This is a genomic window from Caballeronia pedi (assembly GCF_001544915.2).
GTDB classification, from domain to species: Bacteria; Pseudomonadota; Gammaproteobacteria; order Burkholderiales; family Burkholderiaceae; genus Caballeronia; species Caballeronia pedi.
This window is the reverse complement of record NZ_FCOE02000007.1, coordinates 149,662-165,901: the sequence shown is the minus strand read 5'-3', so window position 1 is coordinate 165,901 and position 16,240 is coordinate 149,662. Positions and strand designations below refer to the sequence as shown.

The following is a 16,240-nucleotide window of genomic DNA, read 5'->3' as shown; positions in this document are numbered from 1 at the left end:
TGCGAAGTCTCAATTTTGAATGCCGGAAGGCACATATGAATGTGTCATTCCGGCAATTTCCGTTTAAACATTGCTCATAATTAGCATTCCTGCAATACCCTTTGCCTGGCGGCCCATTTTACTCCTCAGTTTTTGCACAAGGTTACACACGCCGTAACGAGTAGCCGCTACCGTGAGCACGTCAATTTTCTATCGTTGCCTACACGATGCCGGTACGCTGCACATTCACGCTGAATAACAAAACGTCATCGACTCTCATTTGCTCCGGATACGGGACAGTTGAGGCGTTCTCCGGTCAGAAAGAAGGGATCAATAATCCGAACGCTACAGACAAACCGAACATCGGCCCCATTCCGCCGGGTACCTATTATCTAGTGGACCGACAATCAGGTGGCCTGTTCGGCGACGTCCACGATTGGATGGCGGCGCATACGAGGTCATCCGATCGTTCAAAATGGTTCATGCTTTGGAATCCGGATACGGGCGACGATACAATGATTCATGGCATAAGACGTGGACAATTTCGCCTTCACCCAAGCGGGGATGCCGGGTTGAGCGAGGGTTGTATTACACTCGTTAATCCAGCCGAATTCGAGTATCTGCAGCGATATATTCGAAAGAGCCCGCCACAGCTTCCAGTGCCGAAGTCCATATTCATGGCCTATGGCACGGTGGAAGTTCGATGAAGCGCATGTCCCTTCTCCTTCTTCGTACGGCACTGCTCGTTTTTGTGACATACGAGCTAGGCATCGTCTTGGCTGTCTTCATCATTCGCCGCACACCGATGATGCCCTACTGGATGGATATGACGATCCGCTACGTTCTGGAGGCCGTGCGCGCCGAGATCAACGATCCTTGGGACATCTCGACTATAGGGCTTATCGGCATCTTCGTCGTTAGCTGGCTTGTCGTCGGGGTTCTGGTGTTTGGGCTGTTCCAGATCGCGGTGCGCCTCATAAACGGTCGGCCTCGCGCCTGACTCTCATTGCGGCAATGGCCAGATAGCCAAAGCCGCACCCGTCGATCAGTTCCCCGCCGCCACATACGCCTTCACCGCCGGCAATCCCTCCTTCCCATCAATCGTCTTCACCCCCGCGAGCCATTTGTCGAGCACGCCCGGATTCGCCTTCAGCCATTCACGCGCCGCCTTGTTCGCATCCGTCTTGTTCATGATCGGCAGCATCACGTGGTTCTCGATATCCGTCGTGAACTGCAAATTCGATACGAGCTTCGCCACATTCGGGCAGCGCGTGTCGTAGTCCGTCGGCGTGACCGTCAGCACCTTCGCTTCGCCGTAGTTCGGCCCGAACACGTCATCGCCGCCCGCGAGATAGTCGATCTTCATCTGCACGTTCATCGGATGCGGCTCCCAGCCGAGAAACACGATCGGCTTCTTCTCGCGAACCGCGCGATTCACCTCGACGAGCATGCCCGCCTCGCTCGACTCCACGAGCTTGAACTTGCCGAGCCCGTACATGTTGCTGTCGATCATCTTCTTGATGAGCGCATTGCCGTCGTTGCCAGGCTCTATGCCGTAGATCTTGCCATCGAGCTTGTCGAAATTCTTCGCGATGTCGCTGAAATTCTTGATGCCCGCCTGATACGCATAGTCAGGCACCGCGAGCGTGTACTTCGCGCCCGTGAGATTCGGCGTCGGCAGGATCTTCACTTGATTCGCTTTCCTGAACGAATCGATCATCGGGTCCATCGTCGGCGACCAGTAGCCGAGGAACACGTCGATCTGCTTGCTCTTCACGCCCGCGAACGTGATCGGCACCGAGGCGATCGTCTTCGTCGGGTTGTAGCCGAGGCCCTGGAGAATCGTCGATGCAAGTCCGGTGGTCGCGGCGATATCCGTCCAGCCGACATCCGCGAAGCGCACGTTCTTGCACGCGGCAGGTTCGGCCGCATTCGCGGCATACGCACCCGACAACATCGCCGCGGCCAGCGACGCGATCCACAAGCATTTCATGTATCTCTCTCCCAGTTTTTTGAAGGCACGAAGACGCGACCCGGCCCGCGCGCGCGACTCGGCCGAGCCCGCACGGAGCGAAGAAAACAGACCAGCAGGACGTCAGGCCGATAAACGGCGCTCCACGCTCGGCGCATGACCGAACTGCGCGCGATACGCCTTGCTGAAGTGACAAGGCGAATGGAAGCCGCAGATGCTCGTCACACGTGCGATGGATGCATCCGTGTTGCGCAACAGCTCACGCGCGCGGCGCAGGCGCAGCGTCAGGTAGTAATGCGTCGGCGAGACATTGAGGAACATCTTGAACATGCGCTGCAAATGCCGCTGCGACAGATGCACGAGACGCGCGAGTTCGTCGAGCGACAGCGGCTCTTCGATGTTCGCCTCCATCAGCCGCACGACTTCGACCAGCTCGGCGCGCGAGAAGCCGACGCGCGCATCGACAGGAATGTGCTGGTAATCCGTCGAGCCGCGAATCCGCTCGACGATGAACTGCTCCGACACCTGCGCCGCATGCGCCTGCCCGAGCCGCATGCCGACGAGATTGAGCATCAGGTCGAGCGGCGCGGTGCCGCCCGTGCATGTCATGCGATCGCGGTCGATCACGAACAGCTCGTCCGCGAAACGCACATGCGGAAAGCGCTTGTTGACCGGCGACATGTCTTCCCAGTGCAGCGTGCAGCGATAGCCATCGAGCAGTTTCGCCGCGAGCAGCGCATACGGCCCGGTGCAGATCCCGCCGAGCGGAATGCCCGCCTCATGCGCGCGCTGCAACAGCGCGATCACCTTGTCGTCGACATGATCGGCGACGTGCCAGCCCGCGCACACGATCAGCACGTCCGGCATGCCCGCCTCGTCGAGCGTGACGGTCGGCTTCACGGTGATGCCGTTGCTCGCACGCGCGGGCTCGCCGTCCGGCGTGATGATCGACCATCGATAATGCTGCGCGCGGCCGACGTAATTGGCCATGCGCAGCACCTCGACCGCGCTCGTGAACGCGATCATCGAGAAGTTCGGCAGCGTGAGAAAGCCGAAGTGCGCGAGATTGGACAACGGTGAATCCGTAACCGCTGGGACGATCGCGTCGCGCTTCATGTTTCAAGCCTCTCAGCCTTGTTGCGTCGCGGGCGTGCGGCGCACTTTCATCACGCTCCTGAGACCGGCGAACAGCGGGGCGCGCGCCATGCCGGGCATCCGTCCGAAGCTCTCGGTGATGCGGTCGAGAATGATCGCCAGCAACACCACCGACAAGCCGCTCTCGAAACCGAGGCCGATATCCAGACGCTGGATCGATGCGAGCACGTCGTTACCGAGACCGCCCGCGCCGACCATCGACGCGATGATCACCATCGACAGCGCCATCATGATCGTCTGGTTCACGCCGGTCATGATCGACGGCAACGCGTTCGGAATCTGCACCTTGTAGAGCAGCTGGAACGGCGTGCAACCGAAGGCCTGACCCGCTTCCACGATCTCGCGATTCACTTGCTTGATGCCGAGCGCGGTGAGTCGGACGGCCGGCGGCATCGCGAAGATGACGGTCGCCAGAATCCCCGGCACGCGGCCCAGGCCGAACAGCATCGCGGCCGGAATCAGGTAGACGAAGGCGGGCATCGTCTGCATCAGATCGAGCACCGGGCGCACCCCCATCTCGACGTAGCGGCTCTTCGAGGTCCAGATGCCGAGCGGTATGCCGAGCATCAGGCTGATGATCGTCGACGACAGCGTGAGGCCCAGCGTGATGACCATCTGATCCCAGAAGTTCGTCGCGTAGATCAGCAATAGCGAAGCGAGCACGAACGCCGCGAATCGCCAGCCGACGCGCCACAAGCCGATGCCGACGAAGATCGCCATCAGCAGCCACATCGGGATGGCCTGCAGGCCGTGCTCGACCGCCGCGGCGAACGTCTCGATGACCTTGCCGATCGAGTCGAAGGTTTTCGCGTCGTGATCGAGGAGATAGTGGACGCCGTGGTCCACCCAACTGCCAAGCGGAATGATTTCAGACATGGGAACCTCGATGGTGCGTAAGGACCTTCAGGACATTGCTCTTGTTGATCGAACCGCAATACGAGCCGTCCGCCTCGACGACGGGCAGCGGCGCCGGACTCGCGACCACGCGGTTCACGACGTCATCGAGCGCCATGCTGCGCTGGATGCATTCGATGGGCCTGATCTGCGGCGCGGCGTTGCCGTTGGCGTCGCGGCCGACGAAGCCGCGGATGCGGCGCTCGCCGTCGAGCACGAAGGCGTAGTCCGCGCTGCCGTTGAGCGTCGCCGCGACGCTCGATGCGTCGATCTGCGGCGAGTGTTTCATGAGCGGCACGTCGTCGGTCTGCATCAGATCGCCGGCGGTCAGATAGCGGCTCGTGTCGATGCCTTCGAAGAAGGCTTCCACGTAGTCGTCGGCGGGATTGGTGATGATTTCCTGCGGCGTGCCGATCTGCACGACGCGGCCGCCTTCCATGATCGCGATGCGCGTGCCGATGCGCATCGCTTCTTCCAGATCGTGCGACACGAAGAGAATCGTGCGGCGCTGCTCGCGCTGCAGATCGAGCAGCACGTTCTGCATTTCCTTGCGCTTGAGCGGGTCGAGCGCCGAGAAGGCCTCGTCCATGATCATCAGCGAAGGATTCACCGCGAGTGCGCGCGCGAGGCCCACACGCTGCTGCATGCCGCCCGATAGCTGCGCGGGCAGTTTCTGCGCGAAGGGCGCGAGGCCGACCTGTTCCAGCACGGTCATCGCACGCTTTTCGCGCTCCTTCTTGCCGACGCCCGCGACCTCGAGGCCGAATGCGGCGTTGGAAAGAACGGTGCGCTGCGGCATGAGCGCGAAGGACTGAAACACCATGCTCATGTCCTTGCGGCGCAGGGACGTGAGTTCCGAGCGCGGCACGGCGGCCACGTCGCGGCCGTCGATCAGCACCTTGCCGGCAGTCGGTTCGACCAGCCGGTTGATGAGCCGGATCAGCGTGGATTTGCCCGAGCCGGACAGGCCCATGAGCACGAAAATCTCGCCTTCCTTGACATCGAAGGAGACGTTATGGACGCCGACGATCTGTCCGGTGCGCTTGAAGACTTCTTCCTTCGTCGCGCCGCCGGCCAGCATGTCGAGCGCCTGCTTGGGACTGTTGCCGAACACCTTGCACAGTCCTTCGACTACTACCTTGGGGGAATTCATCGAATATCTCCTGGCGTGCGCGGACGCGCGTCCACGCTCTGCATACATAGTTGCCAGAAAAAAGTCTCGTCAGCCGACTATTTGCGACAACCACATGTGGAAATACGACACTAGAATAAGGAGCGCGTTCTTAGAGACGAAGCGGAGCCTTGCTGGACAAGGGTTTGCGGGCAGCGAAGAGAACGATCTTGCGATTTTCGGCGTGTCGCGTCAGAACAAGTCGCAGGACTTTTTTTCGATGCAGGCCGCAGGAAAAGCAGGGCGTCAGGAGAACGAAAGGGAGGAAACTGCGTCGCACGCGTGAAGCGCGGATGGAAGATGCGTCTGAAGCGACGCTCGGAACAGCAGAAAAATGCTAGAAAAACTACACGAACAAGAAAAATGGGCGGGCGGGTCGTGCGGCGTGTGCCGTCGCGTATTGCTGGTGTTGTGTGTCCCGCGCCGCCATCAGCCGCGCATTACAGGCGGACGCCGAAGGCCGTGCCGCGTGCCTTGCGCTTGCGTTCCGATTCGCGGAAACGCGCTTGATACGAGTAGTCTTTGTCCATCGGCAGATGCGGCGATTCGAACAGCGAAGCAAATTTTTGCAGCAGGGCGAAGAGGTAGCTCATGTCTGACTCCGGTTAGCGATAGAGGGTTTTCCCTTAGAACGAATTATAGGGTTTGCCCTGATCTATTTCTAGTGCAATGCAACATTTTTCGGAGAAGAAGCTAGTAGTTTTTCTACAGAACTACCGATTCGGCGATCTCAGAAAAGAGGGCCGGGTGGGAAAGGCCCGTACGATGGACTTGTGCTTTCCAGGCGCGCGAAAGCGCGACACGCCGCCGCAGCGCGGGGTGTCGCAGGAATGTGACAGCGGGAATCAGTGCGTCGATGAAGGGGCGCGATGGCGCGCGTGACGCGTGTGCTTGTTCGGCGTGGAATCGCGCTTGGCGGCGCTGACGGGCTGAACGGGCGGGGCGTCGTCGGAGTCGCGCGGCATATCGGAGCGCAGGCTGATGGTCGAGGAATCGGTATCGAAGAGCGAGGCGAGCGTCGCCTGCTGATTGAGCATCAGTTGCTCCATGCGATCCTGTTGGAGCTTGCCATCGTGGCTCATGCGCAGCAGCACGGCCGTCTGCGCGATGCCGGTCGCCACCGTGACGAGCATCACGCACACGATGATCGTCAGCATTGTCTTCATGCGACGCGCGTGGGCGGCCGTGGACGTGCGCTGTTCCGCGACCACGGCATACAGCGCGTCGATGGTGTCGGCGAATGCGGTGGCGCGGGCGCGGTCGAGTTCGGGTGCGTTCGGCTTTGCGAGCGGTGCGCTGCCGGTGAGCTCGCCGCGATCGCTCGCGATCAGCGCGGAGGCGATATCGGCGACCGAAGGCGGCGCGCTATCCGGCGCGACAGACGTGCTGATGCTCGCCGATCGCGTCGCGACCGCGGCGAGCGCGCCCGTTTTGGCTGGCGGCGTCGGTTCTTCCGGAAACAGCCCCTGCACCGGTGCAACCGACGCCACGTTTTCGCGCACCGCGCGCTTGGCCTCGCCGCTTGCGACCGGCGACGCTGTCCCGCAGTTCGATTGCACGACCGCGAGAAACACCTCCGGCAATTCGAAACCTTCGAACGTGCCCTGACGGATATCGGTGTTGAGCGCCTGCAAATGTGCGCGTTCAGCGTCGTCGGCGAACAGGTCGAGCGTTTCGCCGCCGCGCCCGCCTTCGCTCAATTGAGCGAGACGCTGCGCCGAGCGTGCGGCGCGAGCGAGCTTCTTTTCGGTATCGGCGCTGGATGGCGCGGCCTGCGCTGCGCGGCGACGGCGCGAGGGTACGGCGGAATCAGGATCTCTCTTTACTGCGGAATCTGGCATAGGTTCGAAAGACTGCGGCCTCTATGGCCGGCATGCGAGGCACACCGGCGCGTCGGCGATTATTTTCGAGAGGCCGCATTGTCGCATGGCGCGTGCGCAAACCAGCATCATCGACGATGAATTCAGGTCGCATCGTCCTCGCGAAACTCGCGCACGACGTCGAGTTGTCGCAGACGTTCGCAGATCGCCTGATATTCCATCGCCGACGCGCGCGACAGTTCCACGCGCACCTCGTCCAGTTCGGGCGAATCGTCGCTTTGCTGCACGACGAACTGCTTCACGCGCACGCTGCCGGGCCCGAGCGCCTCGTGTAGCGCATGAAAGCTGAGCGAGCCGCGTTCGACGAGCATCGTCAGCTGGCGGCGCTGCTTCACGCTGATGAAGCGGCGTTCGAGCGGCTTGATCCCCGCCAGAATGACGAGGATGATCGCCGTCGCCGCGATCGACGCCGTGTACAGCCCGCCGCCGACCGCAAGCCCGATGGCCGCGACCGACCAGAGGCTCGCGGCCGTCGTCAGCCCGCGCACGATTTCGCCACGCAGCAGAATCGAGCCCGCGCCGAGAAAGCCGATGCCCGACACGACCTGCGCCGCGACCCGTGACGGATCGAGCACGACGTGTTCGTTTTTCAGTGCATCCGCGAAGCCGTACGCCGACACGATCATGATGAGCGCCGAGCCGACGCACACGAGCATGTGCGTGCGCAGTCCCGCCGCCCACGAAAGCCGCTCGCGCTCGAAGCCGATCACGCTGCCGAGCGCTGCGGCCATCACGAGCCGCGACACGATTTCGATATTTCCCAACATGTTTTAGCCTCCTCTCGGCGAGAAGCCCGACGCGCCGTCCGAAGACGCGGCGCGCGCCGGGCCGGTTTTGCTATCCTTTCCTGTTGCGTGTGCCTCGCAAGGCCACGCGCCCCTCGGACCCATAAGAGTCTCCGTATGCAGGATCAGCAATCAAACGCTTCGCAGCCGATGCAATCGGCGAGCCCGGATTCCGCCGCGCACTTGCGCGCGCATTTCTCGAACATCGTGCTGCCCATCTGGCGCGGGCCGGGCTTCAATGCGGCGCTCGGGCTGGCCTATGAAGCCGTCGCGCCGGGCAATCACGCGCCGCTGCCGCCGAAGCGCTATCGCGCGATGGCCTGCGCGCGCCAGCTCTTCGTATTCTCGGAAGCCGGCGATCTCGCGCACGCCGCGACACTCTTCGAATCGCTACGGCACTATTTTCAGGACAAGCGAAACGGCGGATGGTTCTACAGCGTGGATGCAAGCGGCGCGCCGCTGGAGCGCCAGAAGGATCTGTACACGCATGCGTTCGTCGTTTTCGCGTGCGCACATTACGCAAGGAAGAGCGGCTCGGCCGAAGCCTTCGCGCTGCTCGATGAAACCTCGCGGCTCATCGAGGCGCGTTTTTCGAGCCACGGCGATCTGCTGAACGCGGCGCTCGCCGAGGATTTCGGCGCGACGCTCGAAACGCCCTTGCAGAATCCGCTGATGCATCTCGCCGAAGCCTGGCTCGCCGCGCGCGATGCAACCGGCGAGGCCGCCTATGACAAGCGCCTCACGCTGCTGGCGCAGTCCGTCGCGGATGCGTTCGTGCACGAGCCGAGCGGCGCGATCGCCGAATTGCCGATGGGCACGCCAGGCAACCGGCTGGAACCGGGCCATCAGTTCGAATGGTATTTCCTGGCGCTGGGGAGCAAGCACGCCGCGTTCGAAGCGGCGGGGCTCAATGAAGGACTCGCGCGCGCGTTCGATTTCGCGCAGCAACACGGCGTCGACCGGGAAACGGGCGCCGTGTGCGCCGCGCTCGACGAAACCGGCCGCGTGATCGACGGCACGCAGCGCATCTGGGCGCAGACGGAATATCTGCGCGCGCTGGCTACGCGCGGCGACGCCGTCGGCGAGCAGATCGCGCGTTTTGGCGCGCGTTTCCTGCACGAAACGGGTTGGGTCGAATGCCGCTCGGACAAGGGCGACATCGCCCGCTCGGAAATGCCGTCGACGACGCCGTATCACCTCGCGACGTCATACGCGGCGCTGCCGGACTGAGCGGAATCAGGCGAGCTGGAATACCGAAACCGCCGCCTTCAGTTGCCGCGTCTGCTCATGCAGCGACGACGCGGCCGCCGCAGCCTGCTCGACGAGCGCCGCGTTCTGCTGCGTCATCTCGTCCATCTGCGTGACGGCCTGGTTGACCTGCTCGATCCCCACGCTCTGCTCCAGCGACGATGCGCTGATTTCCGCCATCATCTGCGTGACGCGTGAAATCGACGCCGATACTTCGCGCATCGCCGCGCCCGCGCGTTCGACGAGCACGGAGCCGTCGCTCACCTGCGCCACCGATTCGCCGATCAGCTCCTTGATTTCCTTCGCCGACTGCGCCGAACGCTGCGCGAGACCGCGCACTTCGCCCGCCACGACCGCGAAGCCACGGCCCTGCTCACCCGCGCGCGCCGCCTCGACGGCCGCGTTCAACGCGAGGATGTTGGTCTGGAACGCGATGCCGTCGATGACCGAAATGATCTCCGCGATCTTGTCCGAGCTCGACGCGATGCCGCGCATCTTCTCGACCACATCGTCGACCACGCTGGAGCCGCGCGACGTCGCGCTGAGCGCGTCGCCGGCGAGCGTGTTCGCCTCGCGCGCGTGCTCGGCGTTCTGGCGCACGGTCGCGGTCAGCTCTTCCATGCTCGATGCGGTTTCTTCGAGCGAAGCCGCCTGATTCTCCGTGCGTGCGGAGAGATCGGCGTTGCCGCTCGCGATTTCGTCGGCGCCGAAGTTGATCGAATCGGACGTCTCGCGCACGGTCTTCACGGTGCTCGCGACGCTCGCCTGCATCGTCGCGAGGCCCGCGAACAGGCGGCCGATTTCGTTGGTGCCGCGATCCTCGATGCGCTCATCGAGACGCCCCTTCGCGATGCGCTCGAAATGGCGGCCCGCTTCTTCCAGCGGCTCGATCACGCCACGGCGCAACGCAACATGCACCAGCGCGATGCCCGCGATCAGCGCGACGAGAATCACGATGCCCACCGCGCGGAACCACGCGTAACGCGTGTCGATCGACGAAAGATAGGCGCGGCCCGCTTCATCGCCGAAATTGACGAAGTTCTGCTGCTCCGCGAGATAGCGGTCCTGAAAGCCTTGGGTCGGCTGATCGAGAAACGCCTGGATATTGCCTGAGTCGAGATATTGCACGAGTTCGCTCAAGGCCTTCGCATAGTCGGCGTATTTCGCCTGCAGCGCGGCCGTGCGCGCCGCGTTTTCCTCGCCCGTCTTCGGCGCGTTGAGGAACGCCGTGAACGATTTGTCCGCCGCCGCGACCTGCTCGCGCGCGTGCTGCACGATCTCCGTCGGCTCGGAGCCGCCGCGCACCATGCGCGTGCCGGCGCGCGAGAGGTTGATGCGCGCGTCCATCAGATGCTGCGTGGTCTTGTTGACCGCGTTGACCTGCTTCAAGGCGATATCGGACAAGCTGCCGACATCGTCATGCGTGCGCGAGAGCGACCAGAAACCGAGTCCTTCCGTGACCAGCTGAAAGAGACAGAACACCACCAGAACCGCGAGCAAACCCGATGAAACCTTGATCTTTCCGAACATCACTTGCACCCACACTTTCCGAAATTAGGCCCGCCCATCGCGGGGATAGTGCGGGTTTACGGCAATCGGACCGGAAAGCTTGAATCGTTTGCCGCGCAGCGTGTCTACGCGAATGCAGGACGGCGCCGGAAACACACCATTGCACAATTTTTGCGTCACTTCCTTGCAGTGCGCGCGAACGCTATCTATTGTCTTTGCAGGACGGCACCGAACCCACCCAAGGAGTGTCCGAATGGCCGAAATCGTCGATATCGCGCGCGGTGCGCTGAATGCGCAACCGTTCAGCGCCTTGCTCGGAACCAAGCTGATGCAGGTCGATTCAGCGAGTCTCACGCTGTGTCTGACGATCAGGGACGAGCTGAGGCAACAACACGGTTTCGTGCACGGCGGGGTGGTGAGTTATCTCGTGGACAACGCGCTGACCTTCGCGGGCGCGCTGCGGCTCGGGCCGAAGGTCGTCACCGGGGAGTACAAGATCAACTATCTGCGCCCGGCCGTCTCCGGCACGCTGATGGCGCGCGCGCGCGTGGTGCATGCGGGCATGACGCAGGCGACCTGCCAGTGCGACGTGTTCGTCACCGATGGCGGCGCCGAGCGGCTCGTCGCGGTCGCGCAGGGCACGATCACGCGCATCGGCGAGGGCGTCGCCACCGAGCCTGTCTTTCACGCCTGACTCTTCAATCTCCGTCCTATGAAGCAAAAAACCTCGCCGCGGCGAGGTTTTTTGTCGGCTAGCGCGTGCGCGTTACTGCGCCGCGACGGTCTTCTGCGTCTGCTCGCCGAGACCCTGAATGCCGAGGCGCATGGTCTGGCCGGCCTTCAGATACACGGCGTTCGGTTTCACGCCCATGCCGACGCCCGGCGGCGTGCCCGTCGAAATGACGTCGCCCGGCTGCAGGCTCATCACCTTCGACAGATACGCGACCAGTTGCGCGACCGTGAAGACCATCGTCTTCGTGTTGCCGTTCTGATAGCGCTTGCCGTCGACCTCGAGCCACAGATCGAGCTTCTGCGGATCGGCGACTTCGTCCTTCGTGACGAGCCACGGACCGATCGGGCCGAAGGTGTCGAAACCCTTGCCCTTGTCCCATTGCGTGCCGTGCTCGAGCTGCCATTCGCGCTCGGAGACGTCGTTGATCACGCAGTAGCCCGCGACGTAATCCAGCGCGTTCGCTTCATCGACGTACTTGGCTTCCTTGCCGATCACCACGCCGAGTTCGACTTCCCAGTCGGTCTTGACCGAGTTGCGCGGGATTTCCACGTCGTCGTCCGGGCCGTTGATCGCGCTCGTCCACTTGTTGAAGATGACCGGCTCGGTCGGCACCGGCAGATTCGATTCGGCGGCGTGATCGGCATAGTTCAGGCCGATGCACACGAACTTGCCGATACGCCCGACACACGGCCCGATGCGCGGATTGCCGTCGACCACCGGCAGCGACGCGAAATCGGTTGCGCGCAGTTTCGCCAGGCCCGCATCGGTCAGCGTCGCGCCGGCGATGTCATCGACGACCTTCGACAGATCGCGAATCTGGCCCTCGGCATCCAGCAGACCCGGTTTTTCCTGACCCTTGGGGCCGTAACGAAGCAGCTTCATCTGGTTTGATCCTCCTGGTTCCGAAAAAGAATGAGGGCGTGGTCAGTTCGACCAGCCGCCATCGATGATGTGAATCTGGCCCGTCGTAAACGACGATTCGTCCGAGCCGAGATAGAGCGCGAGCGCCGCTATTTCTTCGGCGCGGCCGACGCGCCCCATCGGCTGGCGCGCGACGAACGCCGCCTGCACCTGATCGACGCTCGCGCCCTGCGCCTGCGCCTGCTCCGCGATGCGGTCTTTCAGCGACGGCGACTCCACCGTGCCGGGGCAGATCGCGTTGCAGCGGACGCCGCGCGTGACGAAATCGGCGGCGACGGCCTTCGTGAGACCGATCACGGCCGCCTTCGACGCACCATACACGAAGCGGTTCGGCACGCCCTTCACGCTCGACGCCGCCGACGACATGTTGATGATCGAGCCGCCGCCTTTTTCCAGCATCTTCGGCAGGAAAGCGCGAATCGTACGATACATCGCCTTGGCGTTCAGGTCGAAGGCGAAATCCCAGTCCTCTTCGCTCGCTTCCAGAATCGAGCCGGCGTGCACGAAGCCCGCGCAGTTGAACAGCACGTCGATCGCGCCGATTTCGTCGGCCAGCGCGTTGATCGCCTGCGTGTCGCGCACATCGAGCCTGCGCACTTCGAAGGGCTTGCCGTCGAGCGAATCGGTGCGAATGTCCGTCGCGATCACGCGCGCGCCCTGCGCCGCGAAAAGCTCGGCCGTCGCAAGCCCGATGCCCTGTCCCGCCGCCGTGATCAGCGCCGTCTTGCCTGCCAGTCTTTGTACCATCTACTGCTCCAGTCGAAGTGTTTTTTGAGACATGCCGGGTATATCAGCCGTTTCAGAGACGATAGAACGCGCGGGCGTTGGCGCCGAAAATCGCGTCCTGTTCAGCCTTTTCGAGATGAGACGTGAGGTTTTTGGCCGTGCTGTGCCAGCCAGTGTAACTGCCGTTCAGATCGAGCACGGGCCAGTCGCTGCCCCACATCAGGCGCGCCGCGCCGAAATGTTCGATGAGATGCGCGACGTAGGGTTTCAGCGTTTCGTCGGTCCAGTTTTCTTTTGCTTCCGTGGCCAGGCCGGAAAGTTTGCAAAAAAGTCGCTGCGGTAACGCCGCGAGTTGCGCGATGCCATCGGCCCAGGGCTGCCAGCCGCCGTCGACGCCGTCGCGAATCGGCGGCTTCGCGCCATGATCGACCACCACGCGCAACGCCGGATAACGCTCGACGAACCGGATCAGCGAAGGCACATGTCGCGCGAAGATCAGCGCGTCGAAGGCGAGATCGTGTTCGATCAGGCGCTCGATCGCGTCCTTGCGCGGCGCGTGTTCGATCCACGTATCGTCGGGCAGGTCTTGCAGCATCGGGCGAACGGCCTTGAACTTCGGTTCGCGCGCGAGTTCGTCGATGATCTTCGCTGCATCCGGAGAATCGAGCGGCACCCAGCCGACGACGCCCGCGATCGAATCGTCGCGGCGCGCGAGATCGAGCAGATAGCGCGTTTCGTCGACTGTCGGTGCGGCCTGAACGACGACCGTTTTCTGAACGCCGACTGCGTCGCGCAGCGGTGCGAGATCGTCCGGACCGAATATGCGATACAGCGGCTTCATGTCCGGCTTGAGCCAGCCATAATCGCCGCGTGACGGATCCCAATAGTGTTGATGTGAGTCGATATTCATCGCGGCACCGGCGCATTCGCGTGCAGCAGACCTTCGGTGCGCAACGCGTCCCACAGCGCGGGCGGAACCGGCGTCGCGAACGAGGCCGCGTTCTCGCGCACTTCATCCGGCGTGCGCGCGCCCATCAGCACCGTGGCCACGACTTTATGCGCATAAGGAAACTGGATGGCCGCAGTCGAGAGCGCGACGCCATGTTCGCGGCACACGCGCTCCAGCTTGCCGACGCGCTCGACGATGTCCTTCGGCGCATCGCCGTAATTGAACTTGAGATCTCCGTGCGCGTTCGCATCGAGACCGCGCGCGAGAATGCCCGAGTTGAACGCGCCGCCGAGCAGGATGCTCACGCCGCGCTTCTCGCATTCGGGCAACAGATCGTCGAGCGTGTTCTGTTCGAGCAGCGTGTAGCGGCCCGCCAGCAACGCGCAGTCGATATCGAATTCGGCCATTGCTTCCATGACGGCCGCGCCTTCGTTCACGCCCAGCCCGACCGCCTTCACGCCGCGCGATTGCTTCAGTTCTTCGAGCGCGCGAAAACCGCCTTCGTCGGTCAGTTGCTTCCAGTAGTGCGCGTTCTTCTCGCCGTGCGTGACGCGGCCGATGTCGTGAATCAGCACGATATCGATATCGATCATGCCGAGCCGCATCTGGCTGTCTTCGAACGAGCGCAGGATGCCGTCGTAGGTGTAGTCGTAGATTGCCTGGAACGGCAGCGGCGCGGCCCAGCCCTCGCTGCCGTCGTCGGGAGTCGTGCGCGGGACGAAGCGGCGGCCGACTTTGGTCGACAACGCATACTCGCCGCGCGGATATCGCCGCAGCGCATCGCCGAGACGATGCTCCGCCTTCGTGTGGCCGTAATGCGGCGCGGTATCGAAGAAGCGGATGCCGGCTTGCCACGCGGCATCGACGGTCGCGCGCGCCTCCTCTTCCGTGAGCTCGTGATACAGCCCGCCGAGCGGCGCGGTGCCGAGCGACAGCGCGGTCACGTCCAGGTCGGTCCGGCCAATTTTGCGTCGACGTGAAACTGCTTCTTGCGCTTCTGCGGTCATCTGCAAACCCCAATGATTTTGAGATGGCGAAACTCAAGCCGCCACAGTAACGCGTCCCACGCTCGCGGGCAAACACGCGGGGCCGACCGGTTCGAAGGCTTTGTAAGTCAGGATGAATTCCTGATGCCCGAGCGCTTCCGACTTCGACGCCGCGCCCGCCGCCACCGCGACGGTGACATCGACGATTTCGCGGCCCACTTCGTCGAGCGTCGCGCGGCCTTCGAGGATGCGGCCCGCGTCGACGTCCATGTCGCCGGACAGATTGCGATACGTCGACGGATTCGCGCAGACCTTGATGACCGGCGAGATCGCCGAGCCGACCACCGAGCCGCGTCCGGTCGTGAAGAGAATCACGTGACAACCGCACGCGATCAGCTCGCCGATCTCCGCGTTGTCGCTGATGTTGGGAAAGCCGAAGCGCGGCTCGCCGTCCGGCACGACATCGAGCAGATACAGGCCGCCGGTCGGCGGCACATCGCCCGGCTTGATGATGCCGACGATCGGCGACGCGCCGCTCTTCGAGTACGCGCCGAGCGACTTCTCTTCCTGCGTCGTCAGCCCGCCGTCCGCGTTGCCGACGGAAAACGAGCCGTGGCCCATCGTCGTGTAATAGCGCGCGGCCTTTTGCACGCAGTCGACGATCGCCTCGCCGAGTTCGGGCCGCGCCGCCCGCCGCTTCATGTGGAATTCGCAGCCGACGAGCTCGCCCGTTTCCTCGAAGATGCACGACGCGCCCGCGTCGATGAACGCATCGAACGCGCGGCCCACTGCCGGATTCGCCGTGATGCCGCTCGTGCCGTCCGAGCCGCCGCAGATCGTGCCGACGATCAGTTCGTCGAGCGCCATCGGCACTTTCGGTTGCGCGGCGAGCGTCGCGCGCGCCTCGCGCACCCAGTCGAGGCCGTTCTGGATCGTGCTGCGCGTGCCGCCTTTTTCCTGAATCGTCAGCACGGCGGCGGGACGGCCGCTCGCGCGCACGACATCGGCGAGATAGTGCTTGTTCATGCTCTCGCAGCCGAGCGAGACGAACAGCACCGCGCCGACGTTCGGATGCGTGCAGATGCGCTCCAGCATCTTTTCGGCGTAACTGTTCGGATAGCAGCCGGGAAAGCCGATCAGATGCACGGGCGCTTCGGCTTGCGGATCGAAGGCATCGAACGCGTCGAACGATGGACGGAAGTGCGTGACGATCTCGCGCGCGACGTGATGCGCGCATTCGACGAGATACGCCACCGCGACGACATTGCGGATGCCCTTCTTGCCATCCGCTCGGAGATAGCCTTGCAATGCGGGACTGTTCATGACTGTTCT

18 protein-coding genes are annotated in these 16,240 nt (G+C 63.1%); 5 read left to right on the top strand and 13 right to left on the bottom strand.

The genetic code is table 11. The annotated features are described in order from the left end of the window. Positions 1-206: 206 nt before the first annotated feature. On the top strand, positions 207-686 hold the full coding sequence (locus tag AWB80_RS13290; protein ID WP_087131243.1) for a DUF2778 domain-containing protein: 480 nt from the start codon (positions 207-209) through the stop codon (positions 684-686). After that, a complete protein-coding gene (locus AWB80_RS13285; RefSeq protein WP_061175127.1) occupies positions 683-979 on the top strand; it encodes a hypothetical protein in 297 nt (98 codons plus the stop codon). Before AWB80_RS13290 ends, AWB80_RS13285 begins: the two co-directional genes overlap by 4 nt. 45 nt (positions 980-1,024) lie before the next feature. On the opposite strand, the gene AWB80_RS13280 is transcribed toward AWB80_RS13285, so the two are convergent. From AWB80_RS13280 to AWB80_RS13265, 4 genes are all read right to left on the bottom strand, one after another. Continuing rightward, entirely contained in the window at positions 1,025-1,972 is a 948-nt protein-coding gene (locus tag AWB80_RS13280) for a choline ABC transporter substrate-binding protein (protein WP_061175126.1), read from the bottom strand. A gap of 102 nt (positions 1,973-2,074) precedes the next feature. Next, entirely contained in the window at positions 2,075-3,067 is a 993-nt protein-coding gene (locus AWB80_RS13275) for a GlxA family transcriptional regulator (RefSeq protein ID WP_061175125.1), read from the bottom strand. A gap of 12 nt (positions 3,068-3,079) precedes the next feature. Beyond that, positions 3,080-3,982, bottom strand: a complete 903-nt coding sequence (gene choW / locus AWB80_RS13270; protein WP_061175124.1) for a choline ABC transporter permease subunit — start codon at positions 3,980-3,982, stop codon at positions 3,080-3,082. Continuing rightward, complete coding sequence (locus AWB80_RS13265; RefSeq protein ID WP_061175123.1) at positions 3,975-5,153, bottom strand: quaternary amine ABC transporter ATP-binding protein; 1,179 nt, start codon at positions 5,151-5,153, stop codon at positions 3,975-3,977. The genes choW and AWB80_RS13265 overlap by 8 nt, the downstream gene beginning before the upstream one ends. A gap of 94 nt (positions 5,154-5,247) precedes the next feature. Here AWB80_RS13265 and AWB80_RS13260 point away from each other — a divergent pair, with 94 nt between their 5' ends. After that, entirely contained in the window at positions 5,248-5,457 is a 210-nt protein-coding gene (locus AWB80_RS13260; protein WP_061175122.1) for a hypothetical protein, read from the top strand. 154 nt (positions 5,458-5,611) lie between these two features. On the opposite strand, the gene AWB80_RS44380 is transcribed toward AWB80_RS13260, so the two are convergent. From AWB80_RS44380 to AWB80_RS13250, 3 genes are all read right to left on the bottom strand, one after another. Then, positions 5,612-5,764: a hypothetical protein gene (locus tag AWB80_RS44380; protein WP_167390454.1), complete on the bottom strand. Its 153-nt coding sequence runs from the start codon at positions 5,762-5,764 to the stop codon at positions 5,612-5,614. Between the two features lie 252 nt (positions 5,765-6,016). Beyond that, entirely contained in the window at positions 6,017-7,012 is a 996-nt protein-coding gene (locus tag AWB80_RS13255) for a hypothetical protein (RefSeq protein ID WP_061175121.1), read from the bottom strand. A gap of 122 nt (positions 7,013-7,134) precedes the next feature. Continuing rightward, positions 7,135-7,818 carry an MgtC/SapB family protein gene (locus tag AWB80_RS13250; protein WP_061175120.1) on the bottom strand — a complete coding sequence of 228 codons (684 nt, stop codon included), beginning with the start codon at positions 7,816-7,818 and terminating at the stop codon, positions 7,135-7,137. Positions 7,819-7,953: 135 nt separating this feature from the next. Between AWB80_RS13250 and AWB80_RS13245 the strand changes: the two genes are divergently transcribed. After that, a complete protein-coding gene (locus AWB80_RS13245; protein ID WP_087131241.1) occupies positions 7,954-9,066 on the top strand; it encodes an AGE family epimerase/isomerase in 1,113 nt (370 codons plus the stop codon). Between the two features lie 6 nt (positions 9,067-9,072). Here the strand turns inward: AWB80_RS13245 and AWB80_RS13240 are convergent, their stop codons facing one another. Next, positions 9,073-10,614, bottom strand: coding sequence for a methyl-accepting chemotaxis protein (locus AWB80_RS13240; RefSeq protein ID WP_061175118.1), 1,542 nt, complete (start codon positions 10,612-10,614; stop codon positions 9,073-9,075). Positions 10,615-10,846: 232 nt separating this feature from the next. On the opposite strand from AWB80_RS13240, the gene AWB80_RS13235 reads away from it, so the two are divergent. Beyond that, positions 10,847-11,287, top strand: coding sequence for a PaaI family thioesterase (locus AWB80_RS13235; RefSeq protein WP_061163114.1), 441 nt, complete (start codon positions 10,847-10,849; stop codon positions 11,285-11,287). Between the two features lie 72 nt (positions 11,288-11,359). On the opposite strand, the gene AWB80_RS13230 is transcribed toward AWB80_RS13235, so the two are convergent. Genes AWB80_RS13230 through AWB80_RS13210 form a run of 5 tightly spaced genes read right to left on the bottom strand, consistent with a single transcriptional unit; the run spans position 11,360 to position 16,231 of the window. Beyond that, entirely contained in the window at positions 11,360-12,208 is an 849-nt protein-coding gene (locus tag AWB80_RS13230; RefSeq protein ID WP_061175117.1) for an ureidoglycolate lyase, read from the bottom strand. 42 nt (positions 12,209-12,250) lie between these two features. Next, on the bottom strand, positions 12,251-12,994 hold the full coding sequence (locus tag AWB80_RS13225; RefSeq protein WP_061175116.1) for an SDR family oxidoreductase: 744 nt from the start codon (positions 12,992-12,994) through the stop codon (positions 12,251-12,253). A gap of 52 nt (positions 12,995-13,046) precedes the next feature. Then, complete coding sequence (locus AWB80_RS13220; protein WP_061175115.1) at positions 13,047-13,883, bottom strand: amidohydrolase family protein; 837 nt, start codon at positions 13,881-13,883, stop codon at positions 13,047-13,049. Continuing rightward, entirely contained in the window at positions 13,880-14,929 is a 1,050-nt protein-coding gene (locus AWB80_RS13215; RefSeq protein ID WP_061175114.1) for an aldo/keto reductase, read from the bottom strand. Before AWB80_RS13215 ends, AWB80_RS13220 begins: the two co-directional genes overlap by 4 nt. A 33-nt stretch (positions 14,930-14,962) precedes the next feature. Further along, positions 14,963-16,231: a UxaA family hydrolase gene (locus tag AWB80_RS13210; RefSeq protein ID WP_061175113.1), complete on the bottom strand. Its 1,269-nt coding sequence runs from the start codon at positions 16,229-16,231 to the stop codon at positions 14,963-14,965. Positions 16,232-16,240 lie beyond the last annotated feature (9 nt).